We start from the raw sequence: 16,815 nt of genomic DNA, 5'->3' as shown, positions 1-16,815 counted from the left end.
ATGGGGAACAGAATTCCCGAAGAAGTTGTTGAACAGATTCGGATATCATCTGATATTGTAGAAGTGATTGGTGAGTATGTTCAGCTCAGAAAGCAAGGGCGCAATTATTTTGGGCTTTGTCCATTCCATGGTGAGAATTCACCTTCATTTTCTGTTTCATCAGACAAGCAAATTTTTCATTGCTTCGGATGTGGAGAAGGAGGAAATGTTTTTTCATTTCTCATGAAGATGGAAGGACTTTCTTTCATAGAAGCTGTGCAAAAGCTTGGAGAAAGAAATAATATTTCGGTTGTAGATTATACATCGGGACAAGAACAACAAGAGAACATATCTGATGACAGTGTCATTATGTTACAGGCTCACGAACTTTTGAAAAAATACTATCACCATCTTTTAGTAAATACTGAAGAGGGGAATGAAGCTCTTTCTTATTTGCTAAATCGGGGTATTACAAAAGAGATGATTGCAAAGTTTGAAATTGGTTATGCATCCCCAGATTGGGATGCAGCAGCAAAAATATTACAAAAAAGAGGTTTTTCGCTATCAACCATGGAGCAAGCTGGCTTACTTGTACGGAGTGAAAGGGATGGCAGTCATCATGACCGTTTTCGCGGAAGGGTTATGTTTCCGATTCACACACTGCAAGGGAAAGTAGCAGCGTTTAGTGGAAGGGCATTAGGAGATGATACTCCGAAATACTTAAACAGCCCAGAAACACCTATTTTTCACAAAAGTAAGTTGCTGTATAACTTCCATCAAGCAAGATCGTTTATCAGAAAACGAGGGCAAGTTGTTCTATTTGAAGGATATGCTGACGTATTAGCTGCTGTAAAAAGCGGGATTGAAGAAGCAGTTGCGACGATGGGAACAGCTCTAACAGAAGAACAGGCGAAACTTCTGCGACGTAATGTTGAAACTGTTGTTCTTTGCTATGATGGTGATAAAGCAGGACGAGAAGCGACGATGAAAGCAGGACAATTGTTATTGAAAGTTGGTTGTCACGTCAAGGTTACTTCATTGCCAGATAAGCTTGATCCTGATGAATATGTGCAACAATATGGAACAGCGGCGTTTGAAAATCTCGTAAAGGCTAGTATAAGTTTTGTTGGATTCAAAATAAATTACTTGCGTTTAGGGAAAAATTTGCAAGATGAGTCTGGTAAAGAAGAGTATGTGAAAAGTGTTTTAAAAGAGCTAGCTTTATTGCAAGATGCAATGCAAGCAGAGTCATATTTAAAATCATTATCGCAAGAATTTGCCTACTCAATGGAAACACTTTTAGGCCAATTGCACCAATATCGCAAAGAACAAAAGATACAGCAAAAACAAACGAAGCAAATTTCTAAGCCGCCTCGAATTGTTCAGGCAAAACCGAAATTTTCAGGTTTTGAAAGGGCAGAAAGAGAGCTCATTTACCATATGCTACAAAGTGCAGAAGTTGCTTTCCGTATCGAACCTCATATAGAAGATTTTCATACGGAAGAACATAAAGGGATTTTATATGAACTATACGCATATTATGAAAAGGGAAATGAACCTTCAGTCGGGAATTTCTTGAGTTGGCTCTCTGATGAGAAATTGAAAAATATTATCACCAATATTTCAACGGATGAATTCATTAATCCAGAATACACAGATGAAGTATTGCAAGGTCACTTAGAGGCACTAAGTCGCCATAAGCAAAAGCTTAAAAAAATGGAAACCATTTTTGCATTAAAGCAAATGGAAAAAACAGATCCAGTAGAAGCTGCAAAATTTTATGCAGCATATTTACAAAATCAGAAAGCAAGAAGATAGCTTTTTGTATAAAATTTTATTATAATGAATGTTTGTATCTCGCGTAAGGAGGGGAACAAATGGCTGATAAACCAGCTCGTTCTAAACAAATTGAAACTGATATGACCCTTGAGCAAGTGAAAGAACAACTCACTGAGCTCGGAAAAAAACGTGGCGTTCTTACATATGAAGAGATTGCCGAACGCATGAATGGATTTGAAATTGAATCCGATCAAATGGATGAATATTATGAATATTTAGGTGAGCAAGGAATTGATTTAGTTGGCGACAACGATGAAGGTCCGAATAATCACCAAATCACAAAGACAGAAGAAGAATTCGATTTAAATGATTTAAGTGTGCCGCCAGGTGTAAAAATCAATGACCCTGTTCGCATGTATTTAAAAGAAATCGGCCGTGTCGACCTACTATCTGCTGAAGAAGAAATTCGACTTGCAACACGCATTGAAGAAGGTGATGAAGAAGCGAAGCGCCGTCTTGCGGAAGCGAATTTACGTCTTGTTGTAAGTATTGCAAAACGATATGTAGGCCGTGGTATGCTCTTCTTAGACTTAATTCAAGAAGGAAACATGGGTCTAATTAAAGCTGTTGAAAAGTTCGATTATCGTAAAGGTTTTAAATTCAGTACGTATGCAACTTGGTGGATTCGCCAAGCGATTACACGTGCCATTGCAGACCAAGCGAGAACAATTCGTATTCCAGTTCATATGGTTGAAACAATTAATAAATTAATCCGTGTACAGCGTCAATTGTTACAAGATTTAGGACGTGAACCATCTCCAGAAGAGATTGGAGAAGAAATGGATCTTGCTCCAGAAAAAGTACGCGAAATCTTAAAGATTGCACAGGAGCCAGTTTCTCTTGAAACACCAATTGGTGAAGAGGATGACTCACATTTAGGCGATTTTATTGAAGACCAAGAAGCAACATCACCTGCGGACCATGCAGCGTATGAGTTGCTAAAAGAACAATTAGAAGATGTGTTAGACACACTAACAGATCGTGAAGAAAATGTTCTACGTCTTCGTTTCGGTTTAGATGATGGACGAACTCGTACGCTTGAAGAAGTTGGGAAAGTATTCGGCGTAACGAGAGAGCGTATTCGTCAAATTGAAGCAAAAGCGCTTCGTAAATTAAGACATCCAAGCCGTAGCAAACGTCTAAAAGATTTCTTAGAATAGAGTTCTTTTTAAGTTTACTTCACATTTGTGAAGTAAACTTTTTTATTTTGTTAATTTTTGTTAAAATTTAGCTGCGAGTAACGATTACAATTCTTGTAATTTATTTTACAGAATTGTCTTTTGATTTGCAAATGCTCATTTTTCGATTTTTCGATTAATTTCGTTTATTCTATGCAAAAATATATGTAGAAAAACAAAAAATATGATGATACGCGTTGATATTTATCAAAATAATATGTGATAAAAGAGAGATAATCAATAAACTGAATTTATGGAATATTTGTAACAACTGATAGTTTTGTCTTTTCTGATAGATCGTTTTCAAGTACAATGGAAGTAACTGAATCATCTAACTATTAGGGGCGTAGAGGGGGGAGAAGAAATATGAAACGTAATCCGCTGATTCCGTTTGCACTCATTGCTGTAATAGGGATTGTTATTATGTTTGTATTTTCGTTTGAGGGGTTATATAAATCTAAAGAGCTAGCTGATGCAAAAAATGGGGGAAAACCAGCGCAAACGGCATCAAAACCAGAAGATATTGTGAAACAGAGCTGTGCGAGCTGTCATGGTGATCAGCTGCAAGGTGCAGTAGGACCTAACTTACAAAAAGTTGGCGGAAAACTTTCCAAAGATGAAATTAAAGAAGTAATTGTAAACGGAAAGGGAAATATGCCAAAGAATTTAATTCCAGCAGATCAGGCTTCTAAAGTAGCTGATTGGTTATCGAAGAAAAAATAAAGCTAGATAAAACAAGTTCTTTGCCTATAGCAAGGGGCTTGTTTTTCTTTTCTTTCTAAAATACGATGAAATAAAAGAATTGTTTTGTTTCTTTACTTGCAACAACTACTGTAAATTCATTATCATGGAGACAGACTGACAAGAGAAGGAGTAATGGGAATAAATGAATGAAGTGAAGCTTTCAAAAAGATTAGAAGAAGTAGTGCGGGAGATTCCGGTAGGATCTACAGTTGCAGATATTGGTTCTGACCATGCGTATTTACCGTGCTATACAATTATAAATAATATTGCTACAAAGGCAGTAGCGGGAGAAGTGGTAGATGGACCGTTCCGTTCTGCACAGGCTACAGTGGCTGAGAGTGGCTTGCAAGAAAAGGTAGATGTTCGTAAGGGAAATGGCTTAGCTGTGATTACACCAGGAGAAGTTGATGTTATTACAATTGCTGGTATGGGTGGAGCGCTAATTCGTGATATTTTAGAGAATGGAAAAGAGAAGCTAAATGGTGTAACGCGTTTAATTTTACAGCCCAATATTGCTGCGCATCATATTCGTGAATGGTTTGTTGAAAATGGTTGGGAGCTGATTCATGAAAAAATTATAAAAGAAGACGGCAAGATTTATGAGATTTTAGTTGGAGAAAAAGGTGACCCATTAACTCCTTATCATGAAAATAAACAAGCTGAGTTATTTATTGGACCATTTTTGATGAAAGAAAAAAGTAATGCGTTTGTAGAGAAATGGGAAAATGAACTAAAAAACTTTCAAAATATCCTGAAGCAGCTGGAGCGTGCGACAGAATCAGAAGATACAAAAGCGAAACGGATTGAAGTAGTTGAGAAAATGAAAATGATAGAGGAGGTTTTATCATGAGTAAAATTCCAAATGGTTATGAAGTGATTTCTTTATTTGAAAGTATGTATCCGAAGCATCTAGCGATGGAAGGCGATAAGATTGGTTTGCAGATTGGTGCACTTAATAAACCAGTCCAGCATGTATTGATTGCACTAGATGTTACAGAAGCGGTTGTCGAAGAAGCGATTCAAATAGGAGCGAATGTGATTATTGCTCATCATCCTCTTATTTTTAATCCACTAAAAGCAATTCATACAGATAAAGTATACGGACGAATTATTGAAACTTGTATCAAAAACGATATCGCTGTTTATGCAGCACATACAAATGTCGATGTAGCAAAAGGTGGAGTGAATGATTTACTTGCAGATGCATTAGGATTGCATAATACAGAAGTGCTCGTTCCGACATACTCGGAAGAAATGAAAAAGATCGTTGTATTTGTGCCTGTAACGCATGCTGAAGAAGTTCGCGAAGCTTTCGGGAATGCTGGAGCGGGTTATATCGGCAACTATAGCCATTGTACGTTCAATAGTGAAGGGACAGGTACATTTATGCCTGGGGAGGGGACAAATCCTCATATCGGCGAAACTGGGCAGTTAGAGCGTGTAGAAGAGGTAAGGATTGAAACGATTATTCCAGCTTCACTAGAGCGGAAAGTCGTAAAAGCAATGGTAACAGCTCATCCATATGAGGAAGTTGCTTATGATGTGTATCCACTTGATAATAAGGGAGAGACGTTAGGGCTTGGAAAGATTGGATATTTGCAAGAAGAAATGACATTAGGTCAGTTTGCTGACCATGTGAAAGCGGCATTAGATGTAAAAGGAGCACGAGTTGTTGGGAATGTAAACGACAAAGTGCGAAAAGTAGCAGTGCTTGGCGGTGATGGGAATAAATATATTACGCAAGCGAAATTTAAAGGAGCAGATGTATATGTGACAGGCGATATGTATTACCATGTTGCACACGATGCGATGATGCTCGGATTAAATATTGTTGACCCAGGACATAATGTTGAAAAAGTAATGAAACAAGGTGTGCAAAAGCAATTGCAACAAAAAGTGGATGAGAAAAAATTTGCTGTGCAAATTCATGCTTCTCAGTTACATACAGATCCTTTTACTTTTGTATAAGCAATTATAAACCTTTCTTTTTAGATGGAAGAGAGCATCCGGCTATGTATAGAGGCGGTCAGATCCTTTTCCTGCCCCATGCCAAGTGAAAACAAAGAGAGAAAACGAATGTAGGTAACTTTTTTGTTCTTCGTGGCAGCGACTTATATGTGGAAAGATCAAAATAGATTTATCCCGCTATTTGCGGGCAGTAAGACCCCCACCTCAAAATTCAGCAAGAGCAAAGAAGTTAGGAGGGGATCAACTGCCCGTAAAAGCTCGATTGGTGCGGGCTGATAATCAGTGGAGGATGAAGAAAACCCCACTGATTAAAGTTTCACTTTATATAGAATGAAAAAATCCGTTGCTAGTTAATTAGCAACGGATTTTTTATTATTGTTTTTTTGCCTTTACACGCGGCAAGATTTTTTGAAGTGGTACGTTTCGTTTACGTTCCCAAGTTGCTGGGTTCATCGGATCGTACTGTTCTAAAAAGGCGATTACTTCTTTTGTAATTGGCGTTGGTGTAGAAGCCCCAGCAGTAACAGCAACGTTTTCGATACCTTGCAGCCACTCTAATTGAATTTCGCTTACATCTGCAACGCGGTATGCCTTTGTACCAGCAATCTCTTGTGATACTTGAGCTAAGCGGTTTGAGTTATTACTTTTTGGATCACCAACAACAATCGTTAAATCAGCCACATCTGCTTGCTTAGCAACTGCTTCTTGACGGACTTGTGTTGCTAAACAAATTTCTTTATGAAATTCAGCTGTTGGGAATTTTTTCTGGATGTCTTCCATCAGGTGCTGAACGTCCCATTGGCTCATTGTTGTTTGATTTGTAACTAAAATTTTATCTGTTGGGATTTCTAGTGTCTCTAAATCATCCGCTTTTTCAATAAGATGAACGATATCAGGTGCGATACCAACGGCGCCTTCTGGTTCCGGATGTCCCTTTTTACCGATGTAAATCACATGGTAGCCTTCCGCTTTTTTTGCTTCAATGAGGTCATGTGTTTTCGTAACGTCTGGACATGTTGCATCAATTGTCGTTAACCCTTTTTCTTTCGCGCGTTTTTTAACTTCTGGAGAAACGCCATGTGCTGTGAAAATAACAGTACCAGAATCAATTTTGTCTAAAATCTCTAATCGACTTGGACCATCTAATGTAATAATGCCATCTTCTTCGAAAGCATCTGTTACATGTTTGTTATGAACAATCATACCTAAAATATAAATTGGTCTCGGTAATGTTTTATCTAGTGCAGCATTGCGTGCGATGACCATCGCATCAACAACACCGTAGCAATAACCACGAGGGGAAATTTTAACAATCTTCATGTGAGTAATCCTCTCCTTCTAAACAAGGGATCCTTTTTATACATAGTCTTTTACATTATAAAGGAGGAGTGGACAGAAAACAAAGGATTGTTAGACATATAGTTTCGGTTTTGGTGCCATAGGTGGAATATCCTCTTTAGGTGACACCTTTTCAATAACTGGTTCTAAAATTATTTTCTTCTTTTTTTTCTTTTTTGAAGGTGGAGGTGGTGTGGTAATTACTTCCACCTTTTCCGTTGATTCTTCAGCGGCACCTTTTCCGGAAGTAAGAATTTTTACGATGCTTGGTATGCTGCGCACGATGGGACCGTATTGTTCGACGACAGGGCCGACAGATTGAGCGACTTGAGCAACCTTCTCAATGTTATTTAACATGCCAGTAGGATTGGAGATTAAATTGGAAAAGAAGCTACCGATACCACCGCCAGTGCTAGGTGCCACCGGTGCTGAGCCACGTGTTTCATTCGGATCGTTCATTTGAGGTGGCATCATTTGTGGTGACATCATTGATTGTGGTTGTTGCATATAGGGCTGCTGATGTTGATACATCATCGGTTGTCCTTCCATTTGTTGATAGGGGGGGACCATTTGCATAAAGGGCTGAGTCGGATCATGCTTTTGGAATAGTTTAGCGAGAAATCCTTTCTTTTTTTGCATCATAGGCGGTAAATTAGGAATGGGATACGGGGTGTATGGTTGTTGCTGCCCTGTATACATTTGCTGCATAGGGGATTTCGGATACATAAGAGAAATCCTCCTTTCTTCAGTTAGGTATATACACATACAATATGCAATGAAAAGAAATAAGGTTAGTTTTTGAATTGAAAACCTAAACTAAAGATGGATTTTACTATTAGATTTCGATATAATGTAGACTTGACTGATTTGTGCGCGCAGTAGAAATTTTAGAAAGAAGGTGTAACTTATGACACTACAAACATTTACTCAGTATAATTTTCAACCATTTTTAATAGATGCAGTTCGTGAACTACGCTTTTCGGAGCCGACAGAAATTCAACAGAAAATTTTTCCTGTTGTGAAAAAAGGCGTGAGTGTAATTGGACAGTCCCAAACAGGTTCTGGGAAAACCCACGCATACTTACTTCCAACTTTAAACAGAATTGATGCAAAACGCGAAGAAGTACAACTTGTCATTACAGCGCCTACTCGTGAGTTAGCACAACAAATTTATCAAGAGATTGTGAAGTTAACAAAGTTTTGTGCGGAAGATCAAATGATTACAGCACGTTGTTTAATTGGCGGAACGGACAAACAACGCTCCATTGAAAAGCTGAAAAAGCAACCTCATGTTGTTGTTGGAACACCAGGACGTATTAAAGATTTAGTAGAAGAACAAGCACTATTTGTTCATACAGCATCTACTATTATTGTCGATGAGGCAGATTTAATGCTTGATATGGGATTCATTCAAGACGTAGACAAAATTGCCGCACGCATGCCTAAAAACTTGCAAATGCTTGTGTTCTCTGCAACGATTCCTCAAAAATTAAAGCCGTTTATGAAGAAGTATATGGAGAATCCAGAGCACATTCATATTAATCCGAAACAAGTTGCGGCAGGAAATATTGAGCATTATTTAGTACCTTCTAGACATCGCAATAAGATTGAATTAGTGAAAAATATGTTGCTTCAATTTAAGCCATATTTAGCAATCGTCTTTACAAATACGAAAAAGATGGCAGATGAAGTTGCGAATGGATTAACAGAGCGTGGATTAAAAGTTGGACGTATCCATGGGGATTTATCTCCACGTGACCGTAAAAAAATGATGAAACAAATTCGTGATTTAGAATTTCAATATATTGTTGCGACTGACTTAGCAGCACGTGGTATTGATATTGAAGGAATCAGTCATGTAATTAACTATGAACTTCCTTCAGATTTAGATTTCTTCGTGCATCGCGTTGGAAGAACAGCCCGTGCTGGTTATTCTGGTATCGCAGTGACAATTTATGATCCAGCAAACGAAGAAGCATTAGATAGCTTAGAAAAACAACGTAATATTACATTTAAACATGTAGATTTACGTGGAGACGAATGGACGGATTTAGGTGAGCGTCATCGTCGAAAAAGCCGTAAGAAACCGAATAACGAACTGGATATTATGGCAACGAAGGTTGTTAAAAAACCGAAAAAGGTCAAGCCAGGTTATAAGAAAAAGCTTGCAACTGAACGTGAAAAAGTGAAGAAAAAGTATAGCAATAAAAAAAGATAAGGGGGTTCCCTTATCTTTTTTTATTCAGTTGTTTGCTGGGATAAGCTCCTTATTTCAAGGTTCAGCGGGTGGAGAGGGAGCCTTTGATTAAAGTTTTATCCCGCATTAACAGGTAGTAATACTCCCACCTCAAAATTCGGCGGAAGCAAAGAAGTTAGGTGGGAGATAAACTGCCTGTAAAAGCCCGATTGGTTCAACTAATAATCAGTGGGGGATGAAGAAAACCCCCACTGATTAAAGTTTCACTTTATATTATTTTTTGTAGTGTTTTTGTGAACAAACAATTCACTACATATTTCTACAAATTATGCTATCATTATAGCTATTGGATATTGAAGAGGTGATTATATGTTAAAGATTGGATCTCATGTTTCTATGAGTGGTAAAAAGATGTTATTAGCAGCGAGTGAAGAGGCTGTTTCATATGGCGCGACAACGTTTATGATTTATACAGGTGCACCGCAAAATACGAGAAGAAAACCAATTGAAGAATTGAATATAGAGGCTGGACGAAAACATATGGAGCTTAATGGCATTGAAGAAATTATTGTCCATGCACCTTATATTATTAATGTTGGTAATACGACAAAACCTGAAACGTTCCAATTAGGTGTAGATTTCCTTCGTATGGAAATTGAAAGAACAGAAGCGTTAGGAGTAGCAAAGCAAATTGTACTTCATCCAGGTGCTCACGTTGGTGCGGGAGCTGAAGCTGGTATTCAGCAAATCATTAAAGGGTTAAATGAAGTATTGACGCCAGAACAGACAGTAAATATTGCATTAGAAACGATGGCTGGAAAAGGAACGGAGTGCGGGCGTAGCTTTGACGAAATCGCAAAAATTATTGATGGTGTAACATATAACGAAAAATTATCTGTCTGTTTTGACACGTGTCATACACATGATGCAGGTTATGACATTGTTAACGATTTTGATGGCGTATTAAATGAGTTTGATAAGATCGTTGGGATTGATCGTTTACAAGTGTTGCATATTAACGATAGTAAAAATGTACGCGGAGCTGGAAAAGACCGTCATGACAATATTGGTTTTGGCCATATTGGTTATAAAGCGTTGCATCATATCGTGCATCATCCACAATTACAACATGTACCAAAAATTCTTGAAACACCATATGTGGGTGAGGATAAGAAAGATAAAAAACCACCATATAAGTTTGAAATTGAAATGTTAAAGAGTGGTTCATTTGATGAAGGTCTTCTTGAGAAGATTAAAGAACAATAAGGAGGGGGGATTTCCCCTCCTTATTTTAATAGTTTCTGAAATAACGTATTTATTTGTTGAGCGGTAGATGGGGAAGTGACCTTTGCGATTTTTTTTAAAAGTTCTAGTCTTTCTCCTGTATCATAAATATTGATATTTTTCCCTTTTAGTAAAGGGACGATTTGCTCAGCTTGTTCAGTTGTGATGGGAACTTCATATTCCTTACTATATTTCAATAATTCTTTTGTTGTCATATGATTTAATTTTTTGTTTACAATGTGTTTGATAAGGTTCATGATGCAGTCCTCCTTCAGGCGTCCTTATATCGAAATATATGTCTGGAATGCATGTATATATTCGCGTAGCAATTGCTTTTTTCTATAAGGAAAAGAAGAGTATGTTATAATAAAAGAACAGAATTGCATAGAGAATGTATAGGGAGGACTTATGGAGAAAAAACAACATCGAAAAGAAAGTATTATCCATCTATTGTATCGTTTAGTTATGATTGTCTTTGGTGCAACATGTGCGGCGGTAGCAATTGAACTATTTTTAATGCCGAATAAAATTATTGATGGCGGTATTATCGGTATTTCCCTCATACTAGATTACCTTACACCTAACATTTGGTGGTTAAGTTTTTCTACTTTAGTTGTCATCCTCAATATCCCGTTTATGTATTCCGGTTATAAACAAATTGGGAAAACTTTCATGTTATCTTCTGCTTTTGCAATTGTAGCTTTAGCGTTCATTGAGACAACATTACATACCATTAAACCATTTACGACAGAGCCTATTTTAGCAACTGTGTTTGGTGGTCTTATTTTAGGTCTTGGCGTAGGGCTTGTTATTCGTCATGGTGGTTCGTTAGATGGTACAGAAATTATGGGGATTTTATTAACAAAGAAATTACCGTTTTCTGTCGGTGAATTCGTTATGTTTGTAAATCTATTTATTTTTGCTTGGGCAGCATTTGTATTCGGTGTCGAGCAAGCGATGTATTCTGTAATGACATACTATATTGCTTTTAAAACAATCGATACAGTTATTCAAGGGTTAGATGAAACAAAAGCAGTTTTAATTGTATCAGATCAATATGAAGAAGTATCAAATGCGATTTTACACCGCCTTGGTCGTGGGACAACGAAACTTGTTGCTAAGGGTGGTTATACAGATAAAGAAAAAGAGGTAATTTATGCAGTCGTTACACGCCTTGAGGTAACGAAATTAAAATCAATTGTTCATGAAATTGATGAAAATGCCTTTATTACAATTATGAGCACGCAAGAGACAAATGGCGGTAAATTTAAATCAGCAATTCATTAAAAATACGTATTCAAAAAAGAAACGAAAGAGAGTCAATCGGTCCGGGCGCAAGAAGAAATGTGACAGCTATCTTTGTTATGATTTTTGAATTTAAAAAGCAGAGAGATTTTCTCTGCTTTTTGTTATAATAATAAGGTTGCCTTAAATAAAGAATATATTTTGGGGCAGATTAGTTTACAACTATAATAAGCTATACTATAATTCAAATAGAAATAAATCGGAATCATTCTGAATTAAAATAGGTGAGATGCTATGAATAATATGTTGGAAATAGAAGGGCTGACATTTCGGTATGAAGATCGAAATGTGTTAGAAGATATTAATTTGCAAGTTCCCAAGGGGGCTTTTTTAGGTTTGGTTGGGCCTAATGGATCTGGTAAATCGACCTTATTAAAGTGTATATTAGGTGTGTTGAAGCCGAAGAAGGGAAGTATTCGGTTATTTGATATTGATAGTAAGAAATTTAAAGAGTGGAATAAAATTGGTTATGTTTCACAAAAGGCTAACAGCTTTAATTCTGGTTTTCCAGCGACTGTCTTTGAAGTTGTTTCAATGGGACTTGTTTCAAAAAAGGGTCTATTTCGTTTCTTGAAGAAAGAAGATAAAGAAAAGGTCACAAAGGCAATCTCAGATGTAGGAATGAGTGAATTTCAAAATCGTAACATCGGAGAGCTTTCCGGTGGGCAACAGCAACGTGTATTTATCGCACGTGCGCTTGTAAGCAACCCAGAATTACTGATTTTGGACGAGCCTACAGTGGGGATTGATATAAAGAGTGTAGAGAGCTTTTATGAGATACTAGAAGATTTAAATAAAAAACTAGGCATTACACTGATTCTGGTTACACACGATATGGGGGCTATAACAGAGAAGGTGACGCATGTTGCCTGTTTAAATCAGCATTTACATTTCCATGGAAATGTTGAGAAATTCCGAGAGTTAGAAGATGCGGAAATGTCGATTTTATATGGACATCATGTTCATCGTTTAGAGCATGATCATGAGCATCACGGGAGGATATAATGATACAGGATTTTTTACAATATGATTTTTTACGTAATTCTTTATACGCTGGTATTTTAATAGGACTTGTGGCTCCATTAATTGGTGTATTTGTTGTCATTCGCCGTTTGTCACTGATTGCAGATGCATTGAGTCATGTGACATTATCAGGGATTGCCGCAAGTTTGTTGCTGGAAAAAACAATTTTTACAGGTGGATTTTTAAATCCGTTATATATGGGGATGATTTTTTCAATAGGTGGAGCGCTATTAATTGAAAAATTACGTACTGTATATAAACATTATCAAGAATTAGCGATTCCGATTATTCTTTCAGCAGGGATGGGAATTGGAGTTATCTTCATTTCGCTTGCCAATGGATTTAATACGGATTTATTTAGTTATTTATTTGGTAGTGTGAGCGCTGTAACGAACACAGATTTAATTCTTATTGGTATTGTAGCAATCGTAGTTATTGCAACGATCATTTTATTATATAAAGAGTTATTTTTATTATCATTTGACGAGGAATATGCTGTATCAACAGGACTTCGTGCAAAATGGATTCACTTTATTTTTATTATTTTAGTTGCGCTTGTTATTGCGGTATCAATGCGTGTTGTTGGGGTTCTTCTTGTATCATCTTTAATGACGTTACCAGTTGCAGCAAGTATCCGCATCGCAAAAGGTTTTAAACAAACAATTTTCTTTTCCATTTTATTTGGTGAAATTTCCGTGATAGGTGGGCTGTTCGCTTCTTATCAGCTTGATTTAGCTCCAGGTGGTACAATTGTTATGCTAGCGGTTCTTATTTTAATCGGTGCAATCTTATGGAAGAAGAAAAAAACTGCATAAAGTAGGGATAGTTATGAATCTGACAGAAGCTTTACGCCTTATGAAAGAAAAAGGCTATAAACACACTGGAAAAAGGGAAGAAATGTTACGTTTATTTGCGGCTCATAATCGTTATTTAACTGCAAAAGATGTTTTAGAGCATATGAAGGATGATTACCCAGGGCTAAGTTTTGATACCATCTATCGTAATTTAACGGTATTTGCTGAAATTGGTGTTTTAGAACAAACAGAACTAAATGGAGAAAAACATTTCCGGTTTACATGTTCTATTATGGAACATCATCATCATTTCATTTGCTTGGATTGTGGTGGTACAAAAGAAATTACTTCCTGTCCAATGGATTTTATGAATAAAGATTTTAAAGGATATGAGGTAACGGGGCATAAGTTTGAAATATATGGGCGTTGCCCGAAGTGTGCAAAGTAAGAGCTCGTCAGTTACGAAACTGACGAGCTTTTATTTTAGTTTTCTTACAAACATATAATAAAAACGGCTACCTGGTAACATCCAGACAGCCGTTTTTATTATTGCTCTTGTTTTTCTTTTTCTTGATTTGCAGCCATTTCAGCGGCAATTACATCAATTTCTTTCTTGAGTTCTTCTACCATTGTTTCTTCCGGTACTTTACGAACGACTTTTCCTTTACGGAATAATAAACCTTCTCCGCGTGCGCCAGCAATACCGATATCAGCTTCGCGAGCTTCACCAGGGCCGTTTACAGCGCAGCCAAGTACAGCAACTTTAATTGGTACTTTCAGTGTAGAGATGTATTCTTCTACTTCATTTGCAATACTGATAAGGTCAATTTCAATACGACCGCATGTTGGACAAGAAATAAGCGTCGCAGCGTTCGATGCAAGACCGAATGATTTTAACAATTCGCGAGCAACTTTTACTTCTTCCACTGGATCAGCACTTAATGAAATACGAAGTGTATTTCCGATACCTTTACTTAAGATTGCTCCAAGACCGGCAGCACTTTTTACAGTTCCGGCAAATAGTGTTCCGGATTCTGTAATACCTAAGTGTAATGGGTAATCAAAAGCACGAGCTGCTTTTTCATAAGCTTCAATTGCTAAGTTAACATCAGAGGCTTTCATTGATACGATAATATCATGGAAATCTAAGTCCTCTAAAATTTTAATATGATGCAGTGCACTTTCAACCATACCATCTGCAGTAGGGTATCCATATTTTTCTAAAATATGACGTTCTAATGAACCAGCATTTACACCAATACGAATTGGAATACCGCGTTCTTTTGCAGCATTTACAACCGCTTCTACTTTATGACGGCGCCCGATGTTTCCTGGGTTGATACGTACTTTATCAATGCCGCCTTCAATTGCTTTTAAAGCAAGACGATAATCAAAGTGAATATCGGCAACAAGTGGGATGTTAATTTGTTTTTTAATATCAGCAATAGCATTTGCTGCGCGTTCGTCTGGAACAGCAACGCGGACAATTTGACAACCTGCTTCTTCTAAACGTTTGATTTCAGCAACAGTTGCTTCTACATCATGCGTTTTTGTTGTTGTCATACTTTGTATAATTAATTCATTATTACCGCCAATTGTTAAATTACCGACTTTAACAGGACGTGTTTTTGTACGATGAGTCATTTCATTCACGAATAGATCGCTCTCCTTATAAAAGAAGTTTCTTATTTTGCCCTTCATATCAAATATAGTATATGTGATATGAAGCAATAGAAACCTATATGCTCGGTTTCACTTTTACTATTGTATCAGCGCCTTTATGTAATTGACAAGGATTAAGTGATGGTTCATTGATATAACGGGAATTTGTAAGATTTTCCGATTTGAATTTTTGTAGAAGATGTATTTTTATTTAATTGTTTAAAATCATCGATTACCGTTTCAATAGAAGGAACTTTTTTCTTGTTAATCGCTTCTGTAATGGATAAAACAGTGTCTCCTGTTTTTACTTCAATCGCTTTATACTGTGCATCTGTTTCTTTTTTTGCTTTTGTCTCAACATTTTCTTTTTTTACAGTTTGGGCAGCTGTTGTTTTTTTGTATGAACTTAACATTGGTAAAGTACCAATTTTTATATCGTAATAAAACACGTAACCGAGAACAAGCACAAGTAAGAATGCACTAAGTCTCTTCATATTTCTCACTCCTTTGTTAGGAAATATATGCTTGTCCAAAAAAAAAATGCCAAAATGGCATTTTTTATAGTTCGTGTTTTTCTTTCGGTTTTGGTATTTCTTTAATTGTTAAGTACAGAACAATTAAAATGATGGCAGTGTACAGAAGAAATGTTCCTGGCACAATTATGTTTAATAAATTCATAATCATAAAGAAAATGGTTGGAATTGTATAGCTGTAAGCTGTTAATGTCCAAACTTGTTTGTAAGATACCTTTCGTTGACCAACCATTGCTGAACCGACAAAGGCTAAAATGGTTGTGCCTAGGAATGAAATAAATAATTGGAACAAGTAAATGGCTATTCCAACACCAAACATGAGGAATGGATAGATATTATCAACGGCTGATACAATGCCTTGGATATCTTTTTTCTCAAATGTCCCATTGCCGAAGTCACTGTAAGCTTGACTTTGTGTTTGATTGTTATTAATAGATACGACTTTATCTTTTAAGACGAATACACCTTGTTTATTTGTATATGCATTCGTATCTGTTGCATTAGGGTCAAATACGAAAATAAAATCTCCATCTTCTTTTATAATAGGTTCTTTGATGTCAGCATGAAGCTCGCCATTCTCAATTTTAAAATCAGGGAGATCTTTTTCAATTGATTGATGTACAGAAGATACGACATCTTGTACGAAGTTTCCAAATGTAAAAGTTTTTGGGATCGTCGCAAGTAAACACAATAACATGATATATAGAATCGTTTTTCCCATTTTTTGAAAACGAAAAAGCGCCATGTCTTTTGGCGAATACAAACTTTTTACTAGTTGAGTAAATATGGACATATATTCACTTCCTTTGCTATATGTATGATAGGTTGATGCATAAAATCATTGTAACGTAAGAATCTAGAGAACCACAAGCTATATCGCGTGAAATAAAGTTAATACTCCATAATTGGACTGTATAGAAGACTTGCTATATAAAGTGAAATTTTAATCAGTAGAGGTTTTCTTCATCCTC

17 protein-coding genes are annotated in these 16,815 nt (G+C 36.7%); 11 read left to right on the top strand and 6 right to left on the bottom strand.

The features are described 5' to 3' along the window. The 5 genes from dnaG (at position 1) to J4P91_RS05750 (ending at position 5,708) form a co-directional block, all read left to right on the top strand. Positions 1-1,797 (top strand): DNA primase, encoded by a 1,797-nt coding sequence (gene dnaG / locus J4P91_RS05770; RefSeq protein ID WP_207993223.1) that lies wholly within the window; start codon positions 1-3, stop codon positions 1,795-1,797. Positions 1,798-1,856: 59 nt separating this feature from the next. Beyond that, positions 1,857-2,978 (top strand): RNA polymerase sigma factor RpoD, encoded by a 1,122-nt coding sequence (rpoD, locus tag J4P91_RS05765; RefSeq protein WP_003200669.1) that lies wholly within the window; start codon positions 1,857-1,859, stop codon positions 2,976-2,978. 384 nt (positions 2,979-3,362) lie between these two features. After that, positions 3,363-3,719, top strand: coding sequence for a cytochrome c550 (gene cccA / locus J4P91_RS05760; protein WP_017150786.1), 357 nt, complete (start codon positions 3,363-3,365; stop codon positions 3,717-3,719). A gap of 163 nt (positions 3,720-3,882) precedes the next feature. Beyond that, positions 3,883-4,590, top strand: a complete 708-nt coding sequence (locus J4P91_RS05755; RefSeq protein ID WP_017150787.1) for a tRNA (adenine(22)-N(1))-methyltransferase — start codon at positions 3,883-3,885, stop codon at positions 4,588-4,590. Further along, positions 4,587-5,708: a Nif3-like dinuclear metal center hexameric protein gene (locus tag J4P91_RS05750; RefSeq protein ID WP_207993222.1), complete on the top strand. Its 1,122-nt coding sequence runs from the start codon at positions 4,587-4,589 to the stop codon at positions 5,706-5,708. Before J4P91_RS05755 ends, J4P91_RS05750 begins: the two co-directional genes overlap by 4 nt. A 372-nt stretch (positions 5,709-6,080) precedes the next feature. On the opposite strand, the gene J4P91_RS05745 is transcribed toward J4P91_RS05750, so the two are convergent. Then, complete coding sequence (locus J4P91_RS05745; RefSeq protein WP_207993221.1) at positions 6,081-7,028, bottom strand: 4-hydroxy-3-methylbut-2-enyl diphosphate reductase; 948 nt, start codon at positions 7,026-7,028, stop codon at positions 6,081-6,083. Between the two features lie 90 nt (positions 7,029-7,118). Continuing rightward, positions 7,119-7,772, bottom strand: a complete 654-nt coding sequence (gene vrrA, locus J4P91_RS05740) for a VrrA/YqfQ family protein (RefSeq protein ID WP_017150790.1) — start codon at positions 7,770-7,772, stop codon at positions 7,119-7,121. 181 nt (positions 7,773-7,953) lie between these two features. On the opposite strand from vrrA, the gene J4P91_RS05735 reads away from it, so the two are divergent. Continuing rightward, complete coding sequence (locus J4P91_RS05735; protein ID WP_017150791.1) at positions 7,954-9,264, top strand: DEAD/DEAH box helicase; 1,311 nt, start codon at positions 7,954-7,956, stop codon at positions 9,262-9,264. Positions 9,265-9,612: 348 nt separating this feature from the next. Next, positions 9,613-10,509, top strand: a complete 897-nt coding sequence (locus J4P91_RS05730; protein WP_207993220.1) for a deoxyribonuclease IV — start codon at positions 9,613-9,615, stop codon at positions 10,507-10,509. 20 nt (positions 10,510-10,529) lie between these two features. On the opposite strand, the gene J4P91_RS05725 is transcribed toward J4P91_RS05730, so the two are convergent. Next, positions 10,530-10,784 carry a DUF2624 domain-containing protein gene (locus J4P91_RS05725; RefSeq protein WP_017150793.1) on the bottom strand — a complete coding sequence of 85 codons (255 nt, stop codon included), beginning with the start codon at positions 10,782-10,784 and terminating at the stop codon, positions 10,530-10,532. 151 nt (positions 10,785-10,935) lie between these two features. Here J4P91_RS05725 and J4P91_RS05720 point away from each other — a divergent pair, with 151 nt between their 5' ends. The 4 genes from J4P91_RS05720 to J4P91_RS05705 all read left to right on the top strand — a co-directional run bounded on the left by J4P91_RS05720 (position 10,936) and on the right by J4P91_RS05705 (position 14,097). Beyond that, positions 10,936-11,814, top strand: coding sequence for a YitT family protein (locus J4P91_RS05720; protein WP_017150794.1), 879 nt, complete (start codon positions 10,936-10,938; stop codon positions 11,812-11,814). Positions 11,815-12,066: 252 nt separating this feature from the next. Beyond that, positions 12,067-12,837, top strand: coding sequence for a metal ABC transporter ATP-binding protein (locus tag J4P91_RS05715; RefSeq protein ID WP_207993219.1), 771 nt, complete (start codon positions 12,067-12,069; stop codon positions 12,835-12,837). Then, positions 12,837-13,670: a metal ABC transporter permease gene (locus tag J4P91_RS05710; RefSeq protein WP_017150796.1), complete on the top strand. Its 834-nt coding sequence runs from the start codon at positions 12,837-12,839 to the stop codon at positions 13,668-13,670. The genes J4P91_RS05715 and J4P91_RS05710 overlap by 1 nt, the downstream gene beginning before the upstream one ends. A gap of 13 nt (positions 13,671-13,683) precedes the next feature. Continuing rightward, positions 13,684-14,097 carry a Fur family transcriptional regulator gene (locus tag J4P91_RS05705; RefSeq protein ID WP_071747162.1) on the top strand — a complete coding sequence of 138 codons (414 nt, stop codon included), beginning with the start codon at positions 13,684-13,686 and terminating at the stop codon, positions 14,095-14,097. A 98-nt stretch (positions 14,098-14,195) separates the two neighbouring features. Here the strand turns inward: J4P91_RS05705 and ispG are convergent, their stop codons facing one another. From ispG to J4P91_RS05690, 3 genes are all read right to left on the bottom strand, one after another. Then, entirely contained in the window at positions 14,196-15,293 is a 1,098-nt protein-coding gene (ispG, locus tag J4P91_RS05700) for a flavodoxin-dependent (E)-4-hydroxy-3-methylbut-2-enyl-diphosphate synthase (RefSeq protein WP_161785268.1), read from the bottom strand. Positions 15,294-15,457: 164 nt separating this feature from the next. Beyond that, positions 15,458-15,805, bottom strand: coding sequence for a hypothetical protein (locus tag J4P91_RS05695; protein ID WP_207993218.1), 348 nt, complete (start codon positions 15,803-15,805; stop codon positions 15,458-15,460). Positions 15,806-15,869: 64 nt separating this feature from the next. Beyond that, complete coding sequence (locus tag J4P91_RS05690) at positions 15,870-16,637, bottom strand: DUF1189 domain-containing protein (protein ID WP_207993217.1); 768 nt, start codon at positions 16,635-16,637, stop codon at positions 15,870-15,872. Positions 16,638-16,815 lie beyond the last annotated feature (178 nt).

The sequence above is a fragment of the Bacillus sp. XF8 genome, from assembly GCF_017498755.1.
Classification (GTDB): domain Bacteria; phylum Bacillota; class Bacilli; order Bacillales; family Bacillaceae_G; genus Bacillus_A; species Bacillus_A bingmayongensis.
The sequence above is the reverse complement of the archived record's forward strand: the minus strand, read 5'-3'. Positions and strand labels throughout refer to the sequence as shown.